The organism is Sporosarcina thermotolerans (assembly GCF_030067815.1).
Classification (GTDB): domain Bacteria; phylum Bacillota; class Bacilli; order Bacillales_A; family Planococcaceae; genus Sporosarcina; species Sporosarcina thermotolerans.
Genome location: NZ_CP125968.1, coordinates 1,974,503 through 1,998,155 on the forward strand (window position 1 = coordinate 1,974,503; position 23,653 = coordinate 1,998,155).

The 23,653-nt window shown below is 41.3% G+C and carries 20 protein-coding genes and 6 pseudogenes; all 26 read left to right on the top strand.

What is annotated here, in order from left to right; translation table 11 throughout:
• Positions 1–116 precede the first annotated feature (116 nt).
• The 26 genes and pseudogenes from QNH10_RS11265 to ftsZ all read left to right on the top strand — a co-directional run bounded on the left by QNH10_RS11265 (position 117) and on the right by ftsZ (position 23,464).
• Positions 117–650, top strand: a complete 534-nt coding sequence (locus tag QNH10_RS11265; protein ID WP_283731644.1) for a YceD family protein — start codon at positions 117–119, stop codon at positions 648–650.
• A 27-nt stretch (positions 651–677) separates the two neighbouring features.
• Positions 678–851: a 50S ribosomal protein L32 gene (gene rpmF / locus QNH10_RS11270; RefSeq protein ID WP_283731645.1), complete on the top strand. Its 174-nt coding sequence runs from the start codon at positions 678–680 to the stop codon at positions 849–851.
• Positions 852–1,343: 492 nt separating this feature from the next.
• A complete protein-coding gene (locus QNH10_RS11275; protein ID WP_283734619.1) occupies positions 1,344–2,102 on the top strand; it encodes an enoyl-CoA hydratase/isomerase family protein in 759 nt (252 codons plus the stop codon).
• A gap of 118 nt (positions 2,103–2,220) precedes the next feature.
• Positions 2,221–3,580, top strand: a pseudogene (locus QNH10_RS11280) (acetyl-CoA carboxylase biotin carboxylase subunit).
• Positions 3,577–3,792 (top strand): biotin/lipoyl-binding carrier protein, encoded by a 216-nt coding sequence (locus tag QNH10_RS11285; protein WP_283731646.1) that lies wholly within the window; start codon positions 3,577–3,579, stop codon positions 3,790–3,792. The pseudogene QNH10_RS11280 and the gene QNH10_RS11285 overlap by 4 nt, the downstream one beginning before the upstream one ends.
• A gap of 60 nt (positions 3,793–3,852) precedes the next feature.
• Positions 3,853–5,405, top strand: a pseudogene (locus QNH10_RS11290) (acyl-CoA carboxylase subunit beta).
• A gap of 68 nt (positions 5,406–5,473) precedes the next feature.
• Positions 5,474–5,863, top strand: a complete 390-nt coding sequence (locus tag QNH10_RS11295; RefSeq protein ID WP_283731647.1) for a ketopantoate reductase family protein — start codon at positions 5,474–5,476, stop codon at positions 5,861–5,863.
• Positions 5,864–6,003: 140 nt separating this feature from the next.
• Entirely contained in the window at positions 6,004–6,369 is a 366-nt protein-coding gene (locus QNH10_RS11300; protein WP_283731648.1) for a ketopantoate reductase family protein, read from the top strand.
• Complete coding sequence (locus QNH10_RS11305) at positions 6,350–6,757, top strand: DUF3397 domain-containing protein (protein ID WP_283731649.1); 408 nt, start codon at positions 6,350–6,352, stop codon at positions 6,755–6,757. Before QNH10_RS11300 ends, QNH10_RS11305 begins: the two co-directional genes overlap by 20 nt.
• Positions 6,758–6,847: 90 nt before the next feature.
• On the top strand, positions 6,848–8,455 hold the full coding sequence (gene bshC / locus QNH10_RS11310) for a bacillithiol biosynthesis cysteine-adding enzyme BshC (RefSeq protein ID WP_283731650.1): 1,608 nt from the start codon (positions 6,848–6,850) through the stop codon (positions 8,453–8,455).
• 188 nt (positions 8,456–8,643) lie between these two features.
• Positions 8,644–9,075: a division/cell wall cluster transcriptional repressor MraZ gene (mraZ, locus tag QNH10_RS11315; protein WP_283731651.1), complete on the top strand. Its 432-nt coding sequence runs from the start codon at positions 8,644–8,646 to the stop codon at positions 9,073–9,075.
• A gap of 29 nt (positions 9,076–9,104) precedes the next feature.
• Positions 9,105–10,036, top strand: a pseudogene (rsmH, locus tag QNH10_RS11320) (16S rRNA (cytosine(1402)-N(4))-methyltransferase RsmH).
• A 15-nt stretch (positions 10,037–10,051) separates the two neighbouring features.
• Positions 10,052–10,429 carry a cell division protein FtsL gene (gene ftsL / locus QNH10_RS11325; RefSeq protein ID WP_283731652.1) on the top strand — a complete coding sequence of 126 codons (378 nt, stop codon included), beginning with the start codon at positions 10,052–10,054 and terminating at the stop codon, positions 10,427–10,429.
• A gap of 70 nt (positions 10,430–10,499) precedes the next feature.
• Positions 10,500–11,075, top strand: coding sequence for a penicillin-binding protein 2 (locus QNH10_RS11330; RefSeq protein WP_283731653.1), 576 nt, complete (start codon positions 10,500–10,502; stop codon positions 11,073–11,075).
• Entirely contained in the window at positions 11,042–12,643 is a 1,602-nt protein-coding gene (locus QNH10_RS11335) for a penicillin-binding protein (protein ID WP_283731654.1), read from the top strand. The genes QNH10_RS11330 and QNH10_RS11335 overlap by 34 nt, the downstream gene beginning before the upstream one ends.
• 145 nt (positions 12,644–12,788) lie before the next feature.
• A pseudogene (locus QNH10_RS11340) lies at positions 12,789–14,632 on the top strand (penicillin-binding transpeptidase domain-containing protein).
• A 156-nt stretch (positions 14,633–14,788) separates the two neighbouring features.
• Positions 14,789–15,762, top strand: a pseudogene (gene mraY, locus QNH10_RS11345) (phospho-N-acetylmuramoyl-pentapeptide-transferase).
• A complete protein-coding gene (gene murD / locus QNH10_RS11350) occupies positions 15,763–17,112 on the top strand; it encodes a UDP-N-acetylmuramoyl-L-alanine--D-glutamate ligase (protein ID WP_283731655.1) in 1,350 nt (449 codons plus the stop codon).
• Positions 17,113–17,149: 37 nt separating this feature from the next.
• Complete coding sequence (gene ftsW / locus QNH10_RS11355; RefSeq protein ID WP_283731656.1) at positions 17,150–18,268, top strand: putative lipid II flippase FtsW; 1,119 nt, start codon at positions 17,150–17,152, stop codon at positions 18,266–18,268.
• Positions 18,256–19,068 carry a cell division protein FtsQ/DivIB gene (locus QNH10_RS11360; RefSeq protein ID WP_283731657.1) on the top strand — a complete coding sequence of 271 codons (813 nt, stop codon included), beginning with the start codon at positions 18,256–18,258 and terminating at the stop codon, positions 19,066–19,068. The genes ftsW and QNH10_RS11360 overlap by 13 nt, the downstream gene beginning before the upstream one ends.
• On the top strand, positions 19,049–19,768 hold the full coding sequence (locus tag QNH10_RS11365) for a DUF881 domain-containing protein (protein ID WP_283731658.1): 720 nt from the start codon (positions 19,049–19,051) through the stop codon (positions 19,766–19,768). Before QNH10_RS11360 ends, QNH10_RS11365 begins: the two co-directional genes overlap by 20 nt.
• 27 nt (positions 19,769–19,795) lie before the next feature.
• Entirely contained in the window at positions 19,796–20,086 is a 291-nt protein-coding gene (locus tag QNH10_RS11370) for a hypothetical protein (RefSeq protein ID WP_283731659.1), read from the top strand.
• Between the two features lie 61 nt (positions 20,087–20,147).
• Positions 20,148–20,513 (top strand): DUF881 domain-containing protein, encoded by a 366-nt coding sequence (locus QNH10_RS11375; RefSeq protein ID WP_283734620.1) that lies wholly within the window; start codon positions 20,148–20,150, stop codon positions 20,511–20,513.
• A gap of 2 nt (positions 20,514–20,515) precedes the next feature.
• Positions 20,516–20,886 (top strand): annotated as a pseudogene (locus tag QNH10_RS11380) (small basic family protein).
• A 94-nt stretch (positions 20,887–20,980) separates the two neighbouring features.
• Positions 20,981–22,264 carry a cell division protein FtsA gene (gene ftsA / locus QNH10_RS11385; RefSeq protein ID WP_283731660.1) on the top strand — a complete coding sequence of 428 codons (1,284 nt, stop codon included), beginning with the start codon at positions 20,981–20,983 and terminating at the stop codon, positions 22,262–22,264.
• Positions 22,265–22,303: 39 nt separating this feature from the next.
• Positions 22,304–23,464: a cell division protein FtsZ gene (gene ftsZ / locus QNH10_RS11390; RefSeq protein ID WP_283731661.1), complete on the top strand. Its 1,161-nt coding sequence runs from the start codon at positions 22,304–22,306 to the stop codon at positions 23,462–23,464.
• Positions 23,465–23,653: the final 189 nt, after the last annotated feature.

Below are 23,653 nucleotides of genomic sequence, written 5' to 3' on the forward strand. Positions count from 1 at the left end.
CTTTGATATTATCTATTTAAATTATACGATGCTGCGATTTAGGTGACAAGAAAATATCTTGACATCCCATTTTATCCATTATATAATCAACAGTGTTGTCTTGAGGTGATATAGACGTGAAATGGTCCATTCATCAATTACAGAAATACCGACAAGGGGCTATGCCGCTTGACGAAGCGGTCAACCTTGAAACCGTTAAAAAGCGGAATCCGGAAATCCGGGATATTAAGCCTGTCCACGTAACGGGCAGCTGTGTAATTGGTTCGAAAAAACTGAGTTGTCGTTTTCACCTTGAAGGTGTTATGACATTACCTTGTTCTCGTACATGGGTAGATGTTGAATTTCCTTTTTCAATAGAAACGAACGAACAGTTTAGTTGGGATGAAGCCACCCTTGCTTCGGACGATTCAATTCACCCCGTAGAAGGTGAAGTTGTCGATCCGACTCTACTTTTTGAAGAATTAATTCTTCTTGAAGTGCCTTTACAAGTTTTTAGCGAAGAAGCTGAAAAGATGAAAAGGGCAGAGGGGAAAGGTTGGTCATATACAACAGAAGATGAATACGATGCGCAGTTGAACGAAGAAAAGGAAAATAAAGTTGATCCACGATTAGCTGGATTGGCTGAATTTTTTAATTCGGACAAGGAATAGGCGATCGATTATAAGGAGGTGCCTCAAATGGCAGTACCAAAAAGAAGAACTTCAAAAACATCTAAAAGACTTCGTCGTACACATTTCAAACTACAAGTTCCAGGCATGACAACTTGTGACAATTGTGGCGAAGTGAAGTTGGCACACCGCGTTTGCAAATCTTGCGGTCATTACAAAGGAAAAGAAGTAGTAGGCGAATAATCAAAAACCTACTTAAAAGATCACCGAGAGGCCATGGCTCCGGTGATCTTTTTTATATTTAAAAAGCGGAGGCGGCCGTTTAGATGCGACAGGCATAAGGCGGACACGCGCAACGGTGCTTTTTGCCGTGTAGCGTATCTGACTTATGACCCGAGCGTCTGGCCGCCGGAGTTGGATTGAAAAAAAGCGGAGGCGGCCGTTAAGATGCGACAGGCATAAGGCGGCCACGAGAAACGGCGCTTTTTGCCGTGCAGCATGTCTGACTTATGACCCGAGCGTCTGGCCGCTGTAGCTGGATTGAAAAAAGCGGAAAGCGCGCTATGTAGATGTGACTAAAGACCCGAAATGACCATATATCTCGGGAAATGATCAATATAAGTCGGGAAATAACCGATATATCCTTTGAATTGATCGATATATCGTGGAAATGATTGATATCCATTGGGAAATGATCGATATATTTCTTCAACTACCTAAAAGGGAGGGATAATGTTGGCGTATAAAATTAAAATCAATGATGGTGTTGCTACGTTTACGATTAACCGGCCTGAAATGAGGAACGCCATTAATTTTGAGGTCATGGATGGCTTGGAAAAGTTTTTAGGGATTGTGGAGAATGATGAAAAAATCGCCTTCGCAGTTATAACTGGATCTGGTGACCGCGCATTTTGTTCAGGTGGAGATTTATCGGAATTTCATGGCTTTCGCACAGCAATCGAAGCCTATCCGATGTTGAGTAGAATGGCGAGCTTATTATTCAGATTGTCTACCTTACCTATGCCAGTCATTGCACTCGTCAACGGAGCAGCAGTCGGAGGTGGTTGTGAAATCGCATCAGCTTGTGATTATAGGGTTGTATCCTCAAAAGCGAGGGCAGGATTCATCCAAGGTACACTCGCGATTACAAGTGGTTGGGGTGGGGCTACACAACTATTTACGAAAATGAAAAATCATGATGCCGTTTTGAAATTCCTAACTGAAGCAAAAATCCATAATGCGGAAGAGTTGAAATCGATAGGTTGGGCTACCTCTATTTATGATGACACTGCTGAAATAGGTTTACATGAATTCATCTCCACGATGAAAGATATCCATCCAGATGTACATAGGGCTTATAAAAAGATTTCCATTCAAAATTGGAAAAACACCGAAATAGAAAATCGGATGCTTGAAGAGGCCGAACAATGCGCCAAACTATGGGAAAGCGAAGCGCATCATAAGGCTGTGGAAAGTTTCTTAAGAAAAAAATAAGTACTGATAAAACTTAGATTATCAAACTTATTCAGACTAATAGTTGAAAACGGTTTCATTCTTCGTATAAACTATAGATGGGGAGAAATTCTAATTTAAGCAACTTGGGGGTTTCAAAATGAATAAAATTCTTATAGCGAATCGCGGAGAAATTGCCCTTAGAATCATCAAAACATGCAAGCGACTCGGAATTAGCACAGTAGCTGTATATTCTGCAGCTGACGAGCACATGCCTTTCGTGAAAGCCGCGGATGAAGCCTATTTAATCGGACCGGGACCTGTTCAGCAGTCATATCTGAAGGCTGATGATATTATTGGAATCGCACTACAGACCGGTGCGGAAGCGATTCATCCGGGGTATGGTCTGTTATCAGAAAACGCGGTATTTGCTCGGAAAATTAAAGACGCGGGCTTGAAATTTATCGGTCCCGATGCGCAAACAATTGAATTAATGGGGACAAAATTGCATCAAGGGTGAAGATGAAGGATGCAGGGGTTCCGGTCGTTCCTGGTACGGATGAGGGCGTTTCTACAATTGAAGAAGCTATCGTTGCAGCTGAACAGATTGGTTATCCAATAATGCTAAAGGCAAGTGCTGGCGGCGGAGGAATTGGTATGGTGCGATGTGAAAGTGAGCAAGCGCTCAGTCAGCACTTCCAATCCATCAAAAGCCGTGCAAAGGCCTATTTCGGTGATGATGTGGTTTTCCTTGAAAAGTTTGTTGAAAATGCACGTCATATTGAAGTGCAGGTTTTCGGAGATTCAAAGGGAAATATAGTCCATCTATTCGAACGGAATTGTTCCGTTCAAAGAAGAAATCAAAAAGTGATTGAGGAATCTCCATCACCGGGTTTAAGTGAAGAGGTAAGAGTTCGATTGCATGAAGCCGCGGTGAATGCTGCTAAGGCTGTAGCATATGAAAATGCTGGAACGGTGGAATTCATTTTAGCGGATAATGATGAATTTTATTTCCTTGAGATGAATACACGTTTACAAGTAGAACACCCAGTAACCGAAGAAGTGACTGGATATGATTTGGTAGAGTGGCAAATTGAAGTTGCCCGTGGAAATGAATTGCCGATAAAGGAACAAAAGTTGATTTCCTCTTCGGGCCACGCCGTTGAATACAGGATTTATGCGGAACACCCAACAACATTCATGCCATCTCCAGGTAAAATTGCCAAGATGGAGTCGCTTCATTTGGAAGGCGTACGTATTGACGCTGGTTATGAAGAAGTGGTGCAATCACGCCTTTTTATGACCCGATGATTGCAAAAGTTATTGTTTATGGAGAGACGCGTCAAGAAGTGATTGAAAAATCAAAGACATTTTTCAATTCGTATACAATTGAAGGTATTAAAACAAATATACCGCTGTTCCAAAAATTCATCGACTCCAAAGAATTCTTGGACGGCAATTACAATACAAATGTGTTAATGGAATGGTTATTAACTAATAAGGAGGAAGTAAATATATGACACAATTAAAAGCGGCTATGGCTGGTACGGTATTCACTGTAAATGTGGCGGAAGGTGAACAAGTAGAGGCCGGTCAAGTGATTATTGTATTGGAATCCATGAAAATGGAAATTCCTGTTGAAGCAGAAATTACCGGTAAAGTATCTTCTATTAATGTTCAAGTTGGGGATTTTGTAAATGAAGAGGATGTATTGGCTGTAATTGAGGCATAAAAGAATGGGATTTGCCGAACTATCTAACAAAGGCAACTGTGATCGGAAGGGTAGAACACGATGACAAAACAAGCAGAACAGACAGTTTACAATGAACAATTAAAAAAGAAGATCGAAGAAATTGTAGCGGGTGGACATCCGAAATATCATGAGAGATTGAAAGAACAGAATAAGTTATTCGTTCGTGATCGTTTGAGACTTTTATTCGATGACGGAAAATACATGGAAGACGGCCGTTTTGCGAATTGTGAAGCTGACGATTTACCCGCAGATGGTGTAGTGACTGCAATGGGGAAGGTAAATGGGCAAACAGTTTGTGTAATGGCGAATGATTCTACAGTGAAAGCTGGATCTTGGGGATCCCGAACAGTAGAAAAAATTATTCGTATCCAAGAAGTTGCAGAGAAAAATCGGGTTCCTATCCTATACCTTGTCGATTCGGCTGGAGCAAGGATTACAGATCAGCTTGATATGTTCCCGAACCGCCGTGGTGCGGGAAGGATTTTTCATAACCAAGTGAGGTTATCCGGCTTCATCCCTCAAATCTGTCTTTTGTTTGGACCATCCGCTGCGGGAGGTGCATACATCCCGGCATTTTGTGACATCGTCATTATGGTGGAAGGAAATGCATCAATGTATTTAGGATCCCCTCGAATGGCGGAAAAAGTGATTGGGGAAAAGGTTTCATTGGAAGAAATGGGTGGGGCAAGAATGCATTGTACAGTTAGTGGCTGCGGTGACGTCCTTGTTGAAAGTGAAGAAAAGGCAATAAGTGAAGCCCGCCGTTATCTGGAATTCTTTCCGGCAAACTTTACTGAAAAGCCTTCACTAAAAGACCCTGTAGCGAGAAAAGCAGGACGCTCGCTTGAGGAAATCATCCCTCTAAACCAGAATGCACCGTTCGATATGTATGAAGCGATTGATGCTTTAATCGATGAAGGAAGCTTCTTTGATATATTAAAAAACTATTTGCTTCAGAAATGATTACGGGACTCGCGAGGATTGAAGGGCAACCTGTTGGGATTATTGCAAACCAGCCGAAAATTAAGGGTGGTGTCCTATTCGTAGATTCTGCGGATAAGGCAGCGAAATTCATTAACTTATGTGACGCCTTTTCGATACCGTTATTATTCCTGGCTGATGTTCCAGGTTTCATGATAGGGACGAAAGTTGAACGTGATGGAATTATCCGCCATGGAGCTAAATTAATCATGGCGATGAGTTCAGCAACTGTGCCAAAGATTTCGGTTGTTGTTAGAAAAGCTTATGGTGCTGGATTATATGCAATGGCGGGTCCGGCTTTTGAACCGGATGTATGTATAGCTTTACCAACTGCACAAATTGCTGTCATGGGACCAGAAGCGGCTGTCAACGCTGTTTATTCGAATAAGATTGAAGCAATTGAAGATCCGAAAGAGAGAATTGCATTTGTGCAGGCGAAGCAGAAGGAATATAAAGAAGAAATTGATATTTACAAAATGGCTTCCGAGATGATCGTGGATGAAATTATTTCACCTTCAGATTTACGCGAAGTACTTGCGGAGAGATTCAATTTCTATTCGACAAAAGATCTTCCATTACCACCTAAAAAACATCCAGTATATCCTGTATAATTGAATAATAGGAAAAATAGAGGGCGCCTTTTTCTGAAGGTGCCCTTTTCTACAAGGAGGGTATCGGGGTGGAAGTTGTTATTGCGGGGGCTGGTTCGATCGGTTTGCTCATGGATCCTATTTTGCGGAAGCTGGATGGAAGGTTTCTCTATACAAGAAGGGAAGAACAAGCTTCAATTATTCGTAAAGAAGGGATTAAGCGGATTGATGCAGAAGGAACTGAATGCATATTTCAAGTTAATGCTGAAACGGAGATTGAGAAATTACCTAAGTCAGCGCCTTGGATAGTCGCTGTAAAATATAGTGGAGTTGCTTCAATTATCTCAATTCTTGAAGAAAGAAAAATGGACAATGCGGTGATGTTTATTCAAAATGGTTTAGGACATTTCAATCTTGTTGAAGAATCAGAATTACCGACTGTTTTCTTGCGACTGTTGAACACGGAGCTGGTCGTCTAAATGACCGCACTGTTTCGCACAATGGTATTGGTTTTATAAGGATTGCCCCTTTCCGTGGGGATGAAAATGTTTTTGATCCGCTGCGGTTTGTCAATACATCGGCGTTTCCTATCGAATTCGTAGAGGATGCTCGGGGAATCGTGTTACGAAAAGTGCTGATCAACTGCATGATTAATCCATTGACTGCGATTCTTCAATTAAGAAATGGTGAATTATTGGAGCGTAAGCATGCGAAGATCTTGTTTGATGAATTATTTTTGGAAATCAGTAATGCCTTTCCGGAAATGCAAGAAAGTTTACCAAAGGATGCTATTGAAGAAGTATGCCGGAAAACCGCGTTAAATCAGTCTTCTATGTTAAAAGATAGGTTGAATGGGAATTCGATGGAAATAGAAACAATTGTGACAGCGGTTATTAAGATGGCGGAAAAAAAGGGAACGCCTCTACCGATATTGAAAACCCTTGAGAAAATTTTGTTTGTCTTGGATGGAGATGATTGTTCGTGATTCATGGAATCATTTCGGTGCTCATTGGAATAGTTATTGTATGTCCTTTTCTTGTAACTATCGTTTTTCTTGTGACGATGAGAAAAATGGGAAGGCTCCAGCACGTGTTTTAGGACAGGCGGCGGACTGGACAACCCCCTTTCTTTTTTTAGCTGTATATATCAGCGCTTCAGCAATATTCGGTGATGGAGTAGGGTACTATATTGTGGGTATCGCCATATTCATCGCCATACTTCAAGCGGTGATCGAAAGAATGAAAGTGAAAGAATTTATAATCTCTCGCTTTTTACAAAAAACATGGAGATTATATTTTCTTGTATTAGGACTATCCTACCTAGTTCTAATTGTGACAGGTATCATTTTCAAAGTTTCGGAATATGTCAAATGAGATCGAAATAGTAGGGGATAAGCGTAATTTTTTCAATCTGATGAAATTCAATGTATACTTTGTTCAAACTAGTAAAAAGGGGCATGAAGGATGGAACTTGAGTCATTGGAATTACAAAATGGAAATAAGGTAATGCAAGCATATAATCATGATGAAAAATTCATACATACTTTTTTTGACTATAAAAATGAAAGCAACTCCTATCCGAAGAGGTTGAAAGAGTTGTCGGATCGTTCATTTCAGAGGAAGGAATTGGCGAATGTAATTACTTCCTTTATGGAACCGTTTGGCATCTCTGAAAAAGCTGCAAAATATATCGATGAGTTAGCTAATGATGGTGTTGTTGTCATCGGTGGCCAACAAGCTGGAATAATGACAGGGCCACTTTATTCAGTCCATAAAGCAATAACTGTCATCTTGCTTGCTGAAAAGAAGAGGGAAGAACTTGGTGTTCCAGTTATTCCTGTTTTCTGGATTGCCGGAGAAGATCATGATCTGAATGAAATTAATCATGTCTATACAGAGGTTTCCGGAAAGGTGACAAAGAATAAATACCGTGAAAAATATATTTTAAAATTAATGGCATCAGAAGCCGAGTATTCACATGAGATGATGACCACCTTCGTTAAAGATACTTTCCGTCAATTCGGAGAAACCGAGCATACGAAATCCTTATTGGACGAAGTCCTTGAAGCAGTTAGTTTAGAAAAGACTTTCACTGGCTTTTTTGTCAGATTGATGAATGGCCTATTCAGTGAGCATGGTCTCCTCCTTATTGATTCGGCATATAAACCGTTAAGAGAGATAGAAAAAGGACCATTCACTGGTTTCATCGAAGCGGCTGAAAAAATCGCGAAAATGATTGCAAGTACAGAAGAAGAATTTGATGCGATTGGTTTCGGTAGGCCAATCCAAGCGGAATACGATGCAGCGAATCTTTTTTATATGCATGAAACGGGAAGGGTCTTATTGACAAGGGATAATGAAGACTTCGTGAATAGTAGTGCAGGTATCCGTTTCACGCCCGATGAATTGATGAAAGTGGCGAATGAGGAACCTTGGCTCCTAAGCAATAATGTTGCAACACGTCCGATAATGCAAGATATGGTATTTCCAGTCCTATCTTTTGTCGGGGGGCCTGGCGAAATTGCCTATTGGGCATTATTGAAAGATGCCTTCCACCATTTTGGCATCAAAATGCCGATTCTTGTTCCACGGATTTCAATTACATTAGTCACTCCACAGGCGAAACAGGCTATGGACGATGTTGCATTGACGGTCTCAGATGTATTGTCCGGAAAAGTACTAGACGAACGTGAAAAATTCATTGAAACATTGCATGATGAGCAATTTGATGAACTACTTAGGGAAACAGAAACGTTTTTAACAAGTAAATACGTAGAATTAGAGTCCGTGGTAGATCTTTCAATGACGCAATTGCTTCATAAAAACCTCGAATTTCATAAGAAACAACTAAATTACTTAAGAGGGAAAGCTGAAGAAAGCCTTTTACTTAAACATGAGGTTGCCTTACGTAAATATCGAATCCTTGAAAATGAACTACTTCCAGAAGGGTCATTGCAAGAACGGCTTTTCACTCCCTATACTTTTATGAATCAATATGGTCCTGAATTGGTCCGAAATTTGCTTTGCCAGCCATTGAAAATGGACGGCACCCATCAAATCGTTTATCTTTGATAATTATTAGCTTTTCCAGTCAATTTTCGACTGGAAAAGCTTTTTTATTTAGACCTACGTGATTGGTGAAAATCAAGCCCCATCTCAATAAAACAAGTACTATCGGCACATTTTTAATGGAAAATAGATTATGGGTGGAGGAATGTGGGGGATGTGGTACATTAAAATCACATAGTGGGGTGAAGAGTATGTTCATGGGCGAATATCAGCATACTGTGGATGCAAAAGGCCGCTTAATAGTCCCTTCTAAATTCAGGGAATATTTGGCGGATGGCTTTGTGTTGACTCGTGGATTGGATAATTGCCTCTTCGGTTACCCTATGGAGGAATGGAAGCGATTAGAGGAAAAATTGAAAGCACTGCCCGTAACGAAAAAAGATGCTCGGGCATTTGCAAGGTTTTTCTTTTCAGGTGCTACAGAAGTGGAAATCGACAAGCAAGGTCGCGTAAATATACCAACCTCCCTACTGGATTATGCAAAAGTGGAAAAAGATTGCGTAGTCATCGGAGTTTCCAGCCGTATCGAAATTTGGTCCAAATCATCTTGGGACTCCTATTATGATGAGTCGGAGCAATCATTCAACGAAATCGCTGAAAACATCATCGACTTTGATTTTTAATATTAGAAAAAGAAAGGATGGCGGTTTCAATGTTCGATCATATAACCGTATTACTCCACGAAGCCGTCGAAGGGCTTAATATTAAGCCCGATGGTGTCTACGTAGACTGCACACTTGGAGGTGCAGGACACAGCCTTGAAATTGTTAAAAAGCTCTCACCTGAAGGTCGACTGATTTGTTTCGATCAGGATACAACAGCAATTGAAGCAGCAAAAGTAAAACTAAAAGATTATTTATCCCAAATTACTTTCATTCATTCGAACTTTAGAAACTTGAAAAACGAACTCAAAAACATCGGAATTCACTCTGTGGATGGGGTTCTCTATGACCTTGGTGTATCATCACCACAGCTCGACACTCCAGAACGCGGTTTCAGCTACAATCATGATGCAAAACTGGACATGCGTATGGATACAGATGCACCTTTAACAGCCTTTGACGTTGTGAACGAGTGGGCTTACGAAGATTTAGTCCGTATCTTTTTCAGATATGGGGAAGAAAAGTTTTCAAAAGGAATCGCCCGTAAAATAGAAGAAGCACGTAAACAAGCACCCATTCAAAGTACGGGAGAATTAGTTGAACTGATAAAGAACGGCATCCCTGCAGCAGCACGCAGGACGGGTGGACATCCGGCCAAAAGAGTATTCCAGGCAATAAGAATTGCTGTAAATGATGAACTTGGGGCAGCTGAAGACTCATTAACTGACGCATTAACGGTCATGAATCCAGGTGGACGTATTTCTGTCATCACCTTCCACTCATTGGAGGACCGTTTGTGCAAAACATTTTTAAAGAGGTGACCTCTTTACCGGAACTTCCACCAAATTTACCAGTTATTCCTGATCATATGGAACCTGAATTCAAGTCAGTTACAAGAAAACCGATTGTGCCAAGTGAAGAGGAAATTTCAGTGAACAAAAGATCAAGATCAGCAAAATTACGGATTATTGAGAAAAAATAGAAGGGGAATTGTTAGATGGCATTGGAACAAAGGACATTCCAGATGAATACAGTACATGAAATTGAAGCACCACAATCACCGAAGAAACAAGAGTTGCAGCCGAATAGGCGTTCTAAAAGACTTATTTCCAAAGGCGAAAAGTTTTTGTTCGTGCTGTTTTCAGCAATTCTCGTTATTTTTTCTACGATGATTTTGCATACACAGGCGCAAATTAATGATACCAATAAGGAAGTGCAACTTTTAAATAGTGAAGTTGTAGAAACTCAAAAACAGAATACTGAATTGTCCAATCTCGTGAGCGAGAAATCTACATATGAAGTGATTTGGAATAAAGCGAAGGAGCTCGGCTTGAATCTAAACGAGAAAAACGTAAAGGTCGTGCCTGGACGATGAAAAAGAAGAAGTTTCGATTTCAATGGGGAGCCTTTCTGATGTTCGTTTTTTTGGAGGGCTCTTTTTCCTATTGTTTGGACGTTTATTAAGTATCCAAATTACCGGACAAGCTGAAGGTAGACCAATGGCTGTCATGGCTGAGGCGAAATATGCAAGGGAAGCAATCCTTCAGGCTGAAAGAGGAAAAATTATTGACCGTAACGGTGAATTAATCGCTTCCGATACATTAAGTTACCGGCTTATTGCGGTATTGAATGAAAAAGCGACTGAAAAAGGTGCTCAGGAGCCAAGACATGTCGTGGATTTTGAAAAAGCGGCAGACCTGTTAAGTAGATTTATCCCAATGGAGAAATCCAAGATGATTGAGATTAGGGATAAGGCTGTTGCGAATAACTCGAATGTTTATCAAATCGAGTTCGGTAAGGCAGGAAGGGATATTAGTCATGAAACGATGTTAGCCATTAAAGAGGCGGCGGATAAGGAAGGCGTAACAGGTCTGCAGTTCATCGAAGATAAAAAAAGATTTTATCCGAATGGCAATTTTGCATCCTATTTGATCGGTTTTGCGATGAGGGAAGAGGATGAAAATAAAAAGTATCCACAGTCGGTAAAATGGGCCTTGAGCAGACATACAACGAGGCATTGACAGGTGTGAACGGTAAGGTGGATTTTAAGACTGATAGATGGGGCTTTATATTACCGAAGTCAGAAAAACAAATTGTTGCTGCACAAGACGGCATGACGATTCAGTTAACGATTGATAAGACGATTCAAAACTTTGTTGAGGATGCTATGAATCAGGTTGACGAAGAATACTCGCCCGAAAAAATGCTTGTCATCATAACTAACCCTAATACCGGTGAAATTTATGCGATGAGCCAGCGACCTTCATTTCACCCTTCAACACGCGTCGGTCTGACCGAAAACTGGTTGAACGATGCTGTGCAAAATACGATTGAACCGGGTTCAACAATGAAAATATTCACATTAGCCGCAGCAATCGAGGAAAGAAAATGGGATCCATTTGCGGAATTCCAATCCGGACAATATACGATCTATGATAAGACAATTCGAGATGTTAATAGAACCGGTTGGGGAAGGATTTCCTTTCTCGAAGGTTTTCAGAGATCATCCAACGTTTCGATGGCTTACCTATTGGAAAGAATGGGAGATCGCACATTCATCGAGTACTTAAAGGATTTTGGCTTTGGCGAAAAGGTTGGAATTGACTTGCCGAATGAAGCATCTGGCATCATTTTGGATATAAATCCGAGTGAGAGATTAACAACTTCATATGGACAAGGTTCGACTGTAACTCCAATTCAAATGATTCAAGCGGCTACTGCGGTTGCAAACGATGGCAAGATGATGAAACCGTACGTCATTGATAAGATTATTAACCCAAATACTGAAGAAACTGTAGAAGACCATAAACCAGAAGAAAAGGAATCACCTATTTCGGCTGAAACTGCAAAGCAAGTTCGTGAAATCTTAGCCACAACCGTAACTTCTGCGCCTGGGACAGCTAAAAAATTTGCCCTCTCGGGTTATTCGGTCGGCGGAAAAACAGGAACTGCAGAAATACCCAAAAAGGATGGACCGGGATATCTCTCAGGAGATGGGAATTATCTTTATTCGTTCCTTGGGATGGCGCCAATCGAAGATCCCCAATTATTGGCTTACGTTATTGTTCAGCAACCGAAGCTTGAGATAGGACAATATGGTTCTGATCCTGTGGCAAAACTGTTTACGTCAATTATGGAAAGCAGTTTGAAATATATGAATATCGTACCAGAAAATAATGAAAGTTCTTCAACTGTCCCTATATCGGAATTTATCGGCAGTGATTCATCTTCTGCAATCGAAGAACTCCGTGAACAAGGTTTTTCTCCGGTGTTAATAGGAGAGGGTGGCAATGTTATTAGTCAATACCCTCAAAAAGGCACGAAGATGAATAAAGGATCTATTGTTCTCCTGGAAACTAATGGGGATACTACTTTGCCAAATTTTTACGGGTGGTCGAAAAAAATGGCATTATCATTTAAAATGTTATCAGGGCTTGATATTCGTTTGAATGGTGATGGATATGTAACCGAACAAAGCTTATCCGAAGGAGCCGTTATTAGTAAGGACGATCCCGTTGTCCTTCAACTGTTGACGCCGGCCGATCTTCATACTCCTGCCCCGCAGGATGAGGAAAAGAAGAGGAGATAATTGGAGGATGATGTATAGCAGTCCACATCTATTCATAGGTTAGTAGAAAAACGAAAGGTGTGGGGCGCTGCGTAAAAAATATGCTGATCTGCAATCCAAGAAAAGATTGCGGGCTGTCTATATTATTTTCGTTATTGCAATCTTCATGGTCGTAGGAAAGCTCTTCCACGTTCAAATCATTAAACATGAATGGTTAAAGGCGCGTGCGGAAGAGAACTGGGATAGGGAAATCCCTTTTGGAGCATTAAGGGAGAAATCAATGATCGTAATGGTCAATTGATAGTTGGTAACCGACTTGCTCCAACGCTTTATTACATGCCATCCCAGAACAAAGAACCTGAAAAGGCTGCAGCAGCAATAGCAAGCGTCATCGGTATGGATAAAGATAAACTGCTTGAGAAGATGACAAAAAAAGCGTATATGGTCAAATTGGCTCCTGAGGGTAAGAACATAACCCAAGATCAAGCTGATGAAATTGCGAAGTTGCAAATTGATGGTTTGTATACTGGGGTAGATTTTGTTAGGAATTACCCAAATGGAGAATTATTATCAAGGCTCATTGGATTCACTGGTTATGATGGAGATGGCCTTGCTGGAATTGAATATGCATATGATGAAATCTTAAAAGGTACAGGCGATAAAATACGTCTATATACGGATGCAAGGACAATCCCATTGCCTCATGTAGATGACAGTTTCGAAACTGGCAAAAATGGGGCGAGTGTTGAATTGACAATCGACCTTGAAATGCAAAAAGCAGTTGAGCGGGAGTTGCAACAGGCTTTGGAAAAATTTGATGCTGCATCGGCGTTAGCGATTGTCATGAATCCAAAGACGGGAGAAATTCTTGTCCTTGCCTCCGTGCCTTCATTTGACCCGGCCAATTATCAAAATGCTGACCCTTCGATTTACAATCGCAACTTGCCGGTTTGGATGACATTCGAGCCGGGATCAACATTCAAGATCGTGACACTTGCTGCAGGACTCGAGGAAGGTGTCATCGATTTGCATAATCAACACTTTAATGACCCGGGATATACAATGGTCGCGAACGCAAGGTTAAGATGTTGGAAAAGGGAAGGCCATGGTCATCAAACCTTCCTCGAAGTTGTAGAAAATTCCTGTAACCCAGGATTCATCGAAATTGGCAGGCGCTTAGGCGGCGAAAAGTTAGATAAATACATTAGGGATTTCGGTTTTGGTGAATCGACTGGCTCCGGCATTGCGGGAGAGGCAAAGGGAATATTATTCTCGCAAAAGGCATTCGGTCCAGTTGAACAGGCTACGACCGCGTTCGGTCAAGGTATATCTGTCACGCCAATTCAACAAGTTCAGGCGGTAGCAGCAGCTATTAACGGAGGCTATTTGTATAAGCCGTATATTATTAAGGAAATTAAGAATGATAAGGGTGAGACAATACAGTCTTTTGAACCAGAGATGAAACGCCGTGTCATTAGCGAAGAAACATCAGCTAAAGTTCGAGAAGCTCTTGAATCGGTTGTCGCAAATGGTTCAGGTCGGAATGCATTCAATGATGGTCTACGAGTAGGCGGAAAAACGGGTACGGCACAAAAGGTCGTGAATGGTACGTATAGCGATGGGGACTATATTGTATCTTTCATTGGATTTACACCGGCTGACGACCCTGAACTACTTGTCTATATCGCTGTTGATAGTCCTAAAAACTCAATCCAGTTCGGTGGTGTCATTGCTGCACCAATCGTAGGACGGATCATTGAGGAAATTGCACCTCTTGCAGGGATTGAAAAAAGGGAAGGGCAGATTGAAAAGGAATATCGCTGGGGTGATCCTTTAACACATCGTGCACCTGATTTGACAGGGATGACAAAAGGAATGGTTGGGCGCCAACTTCACACATATCGTATACAATGGCATGGTGATGGAGAAGTGATAAAATATCAAATGCCGGCACCTGATTCCTTAATAATGGTGGACGATATCATCCACGTATATACTGAGGAAGAATAGAAAAGCGGAAGGCGCCCGCTTAGGTGCGACAGGCATAAGGCGAAGATGCGTCGTGGCGTTCTTTGCCACAAAGCAGCTTTGACTTATGACCCGAGCACCTGGCGCCTGTAGCTAGACAACACTAATACAGTTTCATAACAGTTAAGGAGAAATATTATGACACTTGTCACTACAATTACGGTAATCACCGTTTCATTTATACTAACAGCACTTATCGGGACCGCCATCATACCGTTGCTTAGAAGATTAAAGTTTGGGCAGAGCATCAGGGAAGAAGGTCCAGCAGCCCATAAGAAAAAGCAGGCATGCCCACTATGGGCGGCCTTATTTTCCTGAGTTCTATCATCATTACGATGCTCGTCCTTTCATACATATATGAAGAAGTACTAACAACACAGACAATTGTACTGATGATTGTGCTTGCTGGATTCGGTGTTATCGGATTCCTAGACGATTTTATCATTGTCGTCATGAAACGGAACTTGGGCTTAACATCCATACAAAAGTTAATCGGACAGATTGTAATTGCTGTTCTTGCCTACTTCCTATTAAGAATGGGACCTTTTGAAACAACAGTACTCATTCCATTTACGAATATCACCATAGACTTAGGTATAATCTACGTGGCTTTCCTAATATTTTGGCTTGTAGGGTTTTCAAACGCAGTCAATTTATCGGATGGACTTGATGGACTTGTTGCAGGTACATCAACTGTGGCATTTGCTGCATTTGGTGTGTATGGCCTCATCTATGAGCAGCATGACATCGCGATGTTCGCATTCGTTGTTGCTGGTGCAATGTTAGGGTTTTTATTGTTCAATATGAAGCCAGCGAAAGTGTTTATGGGCGATACTGGTTCCTTGGCATTGGGCGGAGTTCTTGCAATGCTTTCAATTCTTGTAAAGCAGGAGCTTCTGTTACTTGTTATTGGAATCGTATATGTGATTGAAACATTATCAGTAATGATTCAAGTAACAAGCTTTAAGCTGACGGGAAAACGGGTATTTAAAATGAGTCCGATCCACCATCACTTCGAGCTTTCGGGTTGGTCTGAGTGGAAGATTGTAATTGTGTTTTGGGGAATTGCCTTCTTGGCTTCAATACTGCCCATATTGTGGGAGGTGATGTAAGTGGAAAATCGAATTCAGTTTAAAGGAAAGAAAGTACTGGTGCTTGGTCTTGCTAAAAGTGGTTATGCTGCGGCTGATTTGCTGCATTCCCTTGGAGCAGAAGTACTTGTCAATGATTCTTCACCTGAGGAAGGAAATAATGAAGCCCTTGCTCTACAGTCAAAAGGTATTAATGTAATTTGCGGTGGCCATCCCAAGGGAATCTTGGATGGAGGCTTTGACTTCATAGTGAAAAACCCAGGGATTCCTTATAAGAACCAAGTTCTTCAGCAAGCCCTAAAAAAAGAGATTCCGATTTGGACTGAGATTGAGTTAGCGTACCTAATAAGTAAGGCTCCTATCATAGCAATTACAGGTTCCAATGGTAAGACTACAACTACAACCCTTCTCTATCATATTTTGAATATTGGTGGTAAAAAACCACTTATTGCGGGAAATATCGGGACTGTTGCATGTACAGTAGCGGAAGAGGCAACTGAAGAAGAAGTTATCGCCATGGAAGTTTCTTCGTTCCAATTGGCGGGTACGGAGAAGTTTCGTCCGAGAATATCCGTTTGGACAAATTTATACGAAGCCCATATCGATTATCATGGAACTACCGAAGAATACGCTATGGCAAAAGCGAAAGTTACAAGAAACCAGACAAAAGATGATTTCTTCATATACAATGCTGACCAACCGGAATTACTCCCGTATGTAGAGAGATCTGCAGCAACAAAGATTCCTTTTACTTTGAAAGGAAGGGCGGTCGAAGGTATTTCTGCCGATGAAGAGATGATTTATTGGCTAGGAGAACCTTTTTTAGAGCGTTCAATCATAAAGCTTTTAGGTCAGCATAATTTGGAAAACATTTTAGCTGCAACGGCTTCTGCAATCTTAATGGATTGTGATAAAGAAACGATCGAGAATGTTTTAAGTTCATTCACAGGTGTACGGCATCGTATGCAATTTGTGAAAGAACTGAAGGGGCGAGCATTTTATAATGACTCAAAAGCCACTAATACATTGGCGACGAAAAGTGCCCTATCATCTTTCCAAGCTCCTGTAATCCTGTTAGCGGGTGGATTGGACAGAGGACATTCTTTCGAAGAGCTTCGACCTTATATGGGAAGGGTAAAGGCACTTTTTGCATTGGGTGAAACCGGCGATCGATTAATCGAATTCGCAAAATCATGTGGTGTTCCTTACGCTGAAAAAGTGGAAACGATGGATGATGCAGTCAATGGAGCTTTTCAAATTTCCTTGGAAGGCGATCAAATAGTACTTTCGCCAGCCTGTGCAAGCTGGGACCAGTATCCAAACTTCGAAAAACGCGGCGATGCCTTTATCGACGCTATCGATAAGCTGTAAAATAGCTTCTTAACCGATTTAACACTAACACGGAAGGATGCGTTCACTGGATCAGAAATTGAAAGCTGCCTTCATCATTTCGGCAGTATCACTATCACTAATTGGCTTGATTTTTGTCCATTCTGCTGGTTCATATTGGGGACAAATCCACTACGCGGATTCATCCCCATTCATAGTAAAACAGGGTATATACATGGTAATATCAATCTTTGTCGCACTAATGTTGATGAAAGGGAAATGGACATCCAATGAATCATTTTGGACTGCCTTTTATTACATAACAATTATCTTATTAGTCGCTGTCATGATTCCTGGAATTGGAGCGGTGAGGAACGGCTCTCAAAGTTGGATAGCCCTCGGCCCATTCAGCATCCAACCCGCAGAGTTTGTCAAAGTTGCCCTTATCGGAAAACTTGCTTCCAGTGTTAAAAACTCTTCTGGGAAAAGTCCATTTAGGTTGAGTCATTTTGTATTAATTTTACTTCCAGCAGGTTTAATCATGTTGCAACCGGATCTTGGATCAACTGTGATAATGATTGTTGCAGCGTTCGTAATTCTATTCCTTGCAGGCTATCCATTATCCTTTTTCGCAATTCTTGGTATGACTGGAATCGGTGCCTTTGTGGTATTGATAATTTCGGCCCCATACAGGATTGACCGTATTAAATCATATATAGACCCATGGAATGACCCCCTTGGAAAAGGGTTTCAAGGAATCCAGTCACTGTTTGCAATTGCCCCAGGTGGATTATTTGGTCATGGATATGGCAATAGTCGGCAAAAATACCTTTACCTGCCGGAACCGCAAAATGATTTCATCTTTTCAATAATTGCTGAGGAGACCGGTTTTATAGGAGCTACATTCATATTGTTATTATTTGCAGTACTGCTTTTATCAGCCTTTGGTATCGCAATCCGAACGCATGATTACAAAGCGTTTTTAATAACAGCGGGAATGGCTTCCATGATCATTTTTCAAACATTCCTTAACGTTGGTGTCGTTTCTGGATTACTACCTGTAACCGGGGTAACTTTACCGTTCATTAGTTATGGTGGCTCTTCCTTGCTAACGACATGGATGGCCGTAGGAACTATTTTACACTTTGCCTTTATAAAAAAACCTAAAAAGGGGGGGGCTAACACATGGATAAAGTGATTGACATCGAAGAAAGAATACCGTCCATGCGGGAAAAACGGCGAAGGAAAACGAATAAAAAATTCATTTTCATCATTGCCGTATTCTGCATAGCCCTCCTTGTGCTACTATATTTCCAATCACCGCTTAGTAAAGTGGGGGCGATTGAAATCCATGGCGCGGAACTGTATGATGATCAGTTTTACTTCGAAAAGAGTGGTGTCCCTTTAGGTAGTCCATATTGGGGGTTCGACACAAAAGAAATTGAGAAAGAACTTTTGAAAATCGAAGGCGTCAGTAAAGTATCCGTATCAAGAAAACTTTTTAGGGATATTGAAATTTCCATAACTGAGTGGAAAATGGTTGCCTATATGGAGAACAGCGGAAAATTTGATTTATTGTTGGAGAATGGTGAACTTATTTCAAGTGACAACAATTATCCAAATGTCCCGATATTGAATCATTTGGACAAGCCCGACATAAGGAAAAAGCTGACTCATCAACTTATGAAGATGGACAAGGATGTCCTGCACTTAATTTCTGAAATTATATATACAGGAACTGAGGAATATCCCGATACAATAACGGCCTATATGGATGATGGATATGAAGTCCATGCTATTATTCCGACTTTCGCGGAGAAAATGGATTACTATCCAGAAATTACATCTCAATTAGAGGGCATGGAAAAAGGTATAATCGATATGGAAGTCGGTACATATTTTTCCCCATTTAACAAAGTTTACGGAATTGAGAAGGAACTAGAAATGGAGGGGAATGGAGAAGGAGAAGGTGATGTAGATGGCGAAGAAAATGAGTGAGGAAAATAAAAAGAAAGGCAGATATATTTTGTACTCCCTTGTCTTTTTGGTCCTTGGATTTATCTTCGCATTTTCTTATCGTACTTTAGGTAAGGACAGTGGAGAAACTTCCCCATCACCCACTTTTCAAGAGGAAGAGCAATATCGTGCGGATTTAATTGTTCAAAAGGAAAGAAATAAGGAACTAACAGACGAGATGCGGTCAAAACAAGCAGCAATCCGTGAATTTGAACAATCTTTCTCTGAAAACGAAGAGAATCATGCAGTACTTGTTGAAGAAGCTAAAGATCTACGTTTACTTTTAGGGGTTATTCCGGCAGTTGGACCCGGAGTCCGCGTTACATTGAAAGATGGGGATTATGATCCAATCGAACAAAATCCGAACGACTATATTGTGCATGAAAGTCATGTGCTACGAGTTGTAAACGAATTGAAAATATCCGGTGCACAAGGTATCGCCATCAATGGCCAAAGGATATCTTCAAATTCATATATAAAATGCACAGGACCCGTTATTCAGATTGACGGCCGCACTTTACCTGCACCTTTCGTAGTTGAAGCAATTGGAGACGCGAATATATTATCTTCATCACTAAGTCTTGGCGGAGGGGTTATTGATGGCCTTGTCCACGACAATATTGAGGTAACCCTTGAACAATTGAAAGTGCTGAAATTACCTGCATTGAGGGATGAATCGTAAACTGCTGTAGTAAAGGGAGGGGGATCCATGAATAAGGCAATCAATTGGAAATTCACTATGGTCCTTCTGTTAATCGGCTTCATGATTGCCATTCAGTATAATTCAGTGAAAAATCCTAAGATACGTGATACGAGGGATATATGGGCAATTCGACAAGAGTTGGCAGAGGAAAAGAAACTTCATTCGGAGCTACTATCAGAAATCAGGGATTTGGACAAAACAATATCGACTTATAAGTCGCTGAGCGAGTCCAGTGCTGGACAAGCCTTGAATGATACGGTGGATAAACTAAACCGCAAAGCGGGACAACGGATATAACCGGACCGGTATTACTATTGAAATCAATCCATCACCTGAAAGTGTAGCGTATGGAATACCAATCACGAGTATTTCATCAGATTTATTGACACGTTTTGTCAACGAGGTGAATCGGTTTAAAGGGATCACCATGGAGATTGACGGTAAGCGGTATACAGTGATGAGCTCGATAAGGGTCATAAATGGTTATACATCAGTAAACGGACTCAATGTTTCGACACCACCTTTTAAGATTAAGATTATTTCACCTACAATGTCCGACAGTGAAAAGCTTTATAATTATTTATTGGCCTCATCCATTCATGATGATTTTTATCTTGATAATTTAGTGTTAGATATTAATCAGCCAGTGAATGATGTAAGCATTCGTGGATGGCCTGAGAAATTTGAAAATCTGTATTTGCAGGAGCTGCCGAAAGGGGAATGACAATGTGGTTGCCGTTGCTTGGCTTAATACTTGGAGTTTCGCTTGGTCTGTTATCAGATATTCAAATTCCACAACTTTATAGCAACTATTTATCAATCGCCGTATTAGCTGCACTGGATACATTATTCGGTGGGATACGGGCGCACCTTCAACAAATTTATGATGATAAGGTTTTTATTTGGGCTTCTTCTTTAATATCGCCCTTGCTGCCGGTTTGGCATTCCTCGGTGTACATCTGGGAGTAGATCTATATTTGGCAGCGGTATTCGCATTTGGGGTAAGACTTTTCCAAAATATCGCAGTTATAAGAAGGATTTTGCTAACGAAATGGTCGGAACGAGGAAAGGTTTCTGAAAAGAAATTTCAGGAATGAAAGGATTTGAGGGAAAGATGGCGAAAATATTTAGACAATATGACTCTAATACAATAGAATGTAAGGTAAGGACAGCAATAGGAGGTGCCGGGAATTGAATCAATCTACAACATATGTATCACTTGATATAGGATCTTCGTCAGTCAAAGTGCTGATTGGCGAAGTGGATAGCGGCTCCCTCCATGTGATTGGAGTTGGCAACGTCCAATCGGCCGGAATTCGAAAAGGGACGATAATCGACATAGATGCGACCGTCCAGTCAATCCGAAAAGCGGTGGAACAGGCGGAGCGGATGACGGGCATGCAAATTCGGGAAGTTATATTGGGTGTCCCCGCTAATGGCGTTCATTTACAGGACGTTAAAGGTGTTGTCGCTGTTAATTCGGAGAATAGGGAGATAACGGATGATGATTTGAGTCGTGTTATGAAATCTGCTCAGGTCATGTCGGTTCCTCCTGATCGGGAAATAGTTAATATCATCCCAAAACAATTTATTGTCGACGATTATGATGAAATTAAAGACCCACGCGGGATGATAGGCGTTCGTCTCGAGCTGGACGGTACACTTATCACTACTTCCAAAACATTGGTGCATAATATTTTACGATGCGTTGAAAGGGCTGGGCTGGTAATACGTGAAATCTATCTTCAACCTTTGGCAGCAGGTACATTTGCTTTAACGGAAGATGAGATGAATCACGGCACGGCTTTCATCGACATTGGTGGAGGTTCGACAACTATCACCGTTTTCGAGGATAACCGTTTCATGTCTACCACAGTCATTCCAGTCGGAGGAGACCATATAACAAAGGACTTGTCCATTATTTTAAAAACTCCTACTGAACAAGCCAGGAAGATCAAACATCAATTTGGACATGCCTTTTATGATGATGCATCTGATGATGAGCTTTTTGAAGTTCCTGTCATTGGTGCCGATTCAAAAGATCAATATAGTCAACGATACATATCGGAAATCATTGGTGTCCGATTGGAAGAATTATTCGACTTGGTGCTAGAAGAATTTTACCGAATGGGGATTCGAGATTTGCCTGGCGGAGTCGTATTGACTGGTGGGACTACCAAGTTAGAGGGCATCCTGCAGCTTGCAAGACATGTCTTGAAGACAAGGGTTCGTATCCATACACCTGAGTATATCGGTGTTCGCGAACCAATGTATTCGACGGCTGTGGGTCTTATCCGTTATGCTAATATGGAAGATTCCTATTTTGGTATTTCAGCAGAATCTCAATCTGCAGCAGCTCATAGTGATATGGATTACCCTTCAACACCGAAAAAGAAGGCTACGGTACAGAATAAAGAGAAAAAATCAAGCTTCATGAGCAAGACTAAGAAATTTTTCGATGGATTTTTTGAATGACCAAAAAAAACGGTCTGATTGGGATTAGGAGGAGAGACAATGCTGGATTTTGATACAAATATCGATGCACTCGCAGTCATAAAGGTGATTGGAGTCGGTGGTGGAGGAAACAATGCGGTTAATCGCATGATCGAACATGGAGTACAAGGCGTAGAATTCATCGCGGTGAATACGGATGCACAAGCACTTAACCTATCTGCAGCTGAAGTGAAATTGCAAATCGGTGGAAAACTGACACGCGGACTTGGTGCCGGGGCAAATCCTGAAGTAGGTAAGAAGGCAGCAGAAGAAAGCCGTGAACAGATTGAAGAAGCACTTCGTGGTGCAGATATGGTCTTTGTAACAGCCGGAATGGGAGGCGGAACTGGAACTGGTGCAGCTCCTGTTATCGCCCAAGTGGCTAAGGATCTTGGCGCATTAACAGTTGGTGTTGTTACGCGTCCATTCACGTTTGAAGGTCGAAAACGCCAAACACAAGCAATCGGTGGAATTACTGCAATGAAAGAATCGGTCGATACGCTAATTGTCATTCCAAATGATAAGTTATTGGAAATTGTCGATAAGAATACACCAATGTTGGAAGCTTTCCGTGAAGCTGACAATGTCCTTCGACAAGGTGTACAAGGTATTTCAGATCTAATTGCAGTGCCAGGGCTTATTAACTTGGATTTCGCCGATGTGAAAACAATCATGTCAAATAAAGGTTCTGCACTTATGGGTATCGGTATGTCCACTGGTGAAAACCGTGCTGCAGAAGCTGCGAAAAAAGCGATTTCAAGTCCACTTTTAGAAACTTCTATTGATGGCGCTAAAGGTGTCTTGATGAATATTACAGGCGGTTCCAATTTAAGCTTGTTTGAGGTTCAAGAGGCTGCTGATATAGTGGCATCTGCTTCAGACGAAGATGTAAATATGATTTTCGGTTCCGTCATCAATGATAATTTGAAAGATGAAATTGTTGTTACCGTTATTGCTACAGGTTTCAATGAAGAACAGTTAAGCCCTTCGAAGGCTACAAGAAACCCAGGCTTCGGCGCAACTCGTCAACGTGAACAGCAACCAGTAACAACAATGCATACACGTAGGGAAGAGCCACAACAACAATACCATCAACCTGAGATGGGAAGACAACAGCAAAGCAATCAGCAGGATGATGCATTGGATATTCCAACTTTCCTGCGTAATCGTCAAAGAAGATAATCTTTTGAATAGAAAATCCCCGGAGTCCAAATGGACAAGCCGGGGATTTTTTTGATGTTCATTTAAGGGATTTGTATCACAATGGAACTTGGTCGTATCACAATGTAAAAGCTTCGTATCACAACGTAACTCGTTCGTATCACAATGTAACCACCGTATCACAACTTAAAAGTAACTCCCTTGTATCAC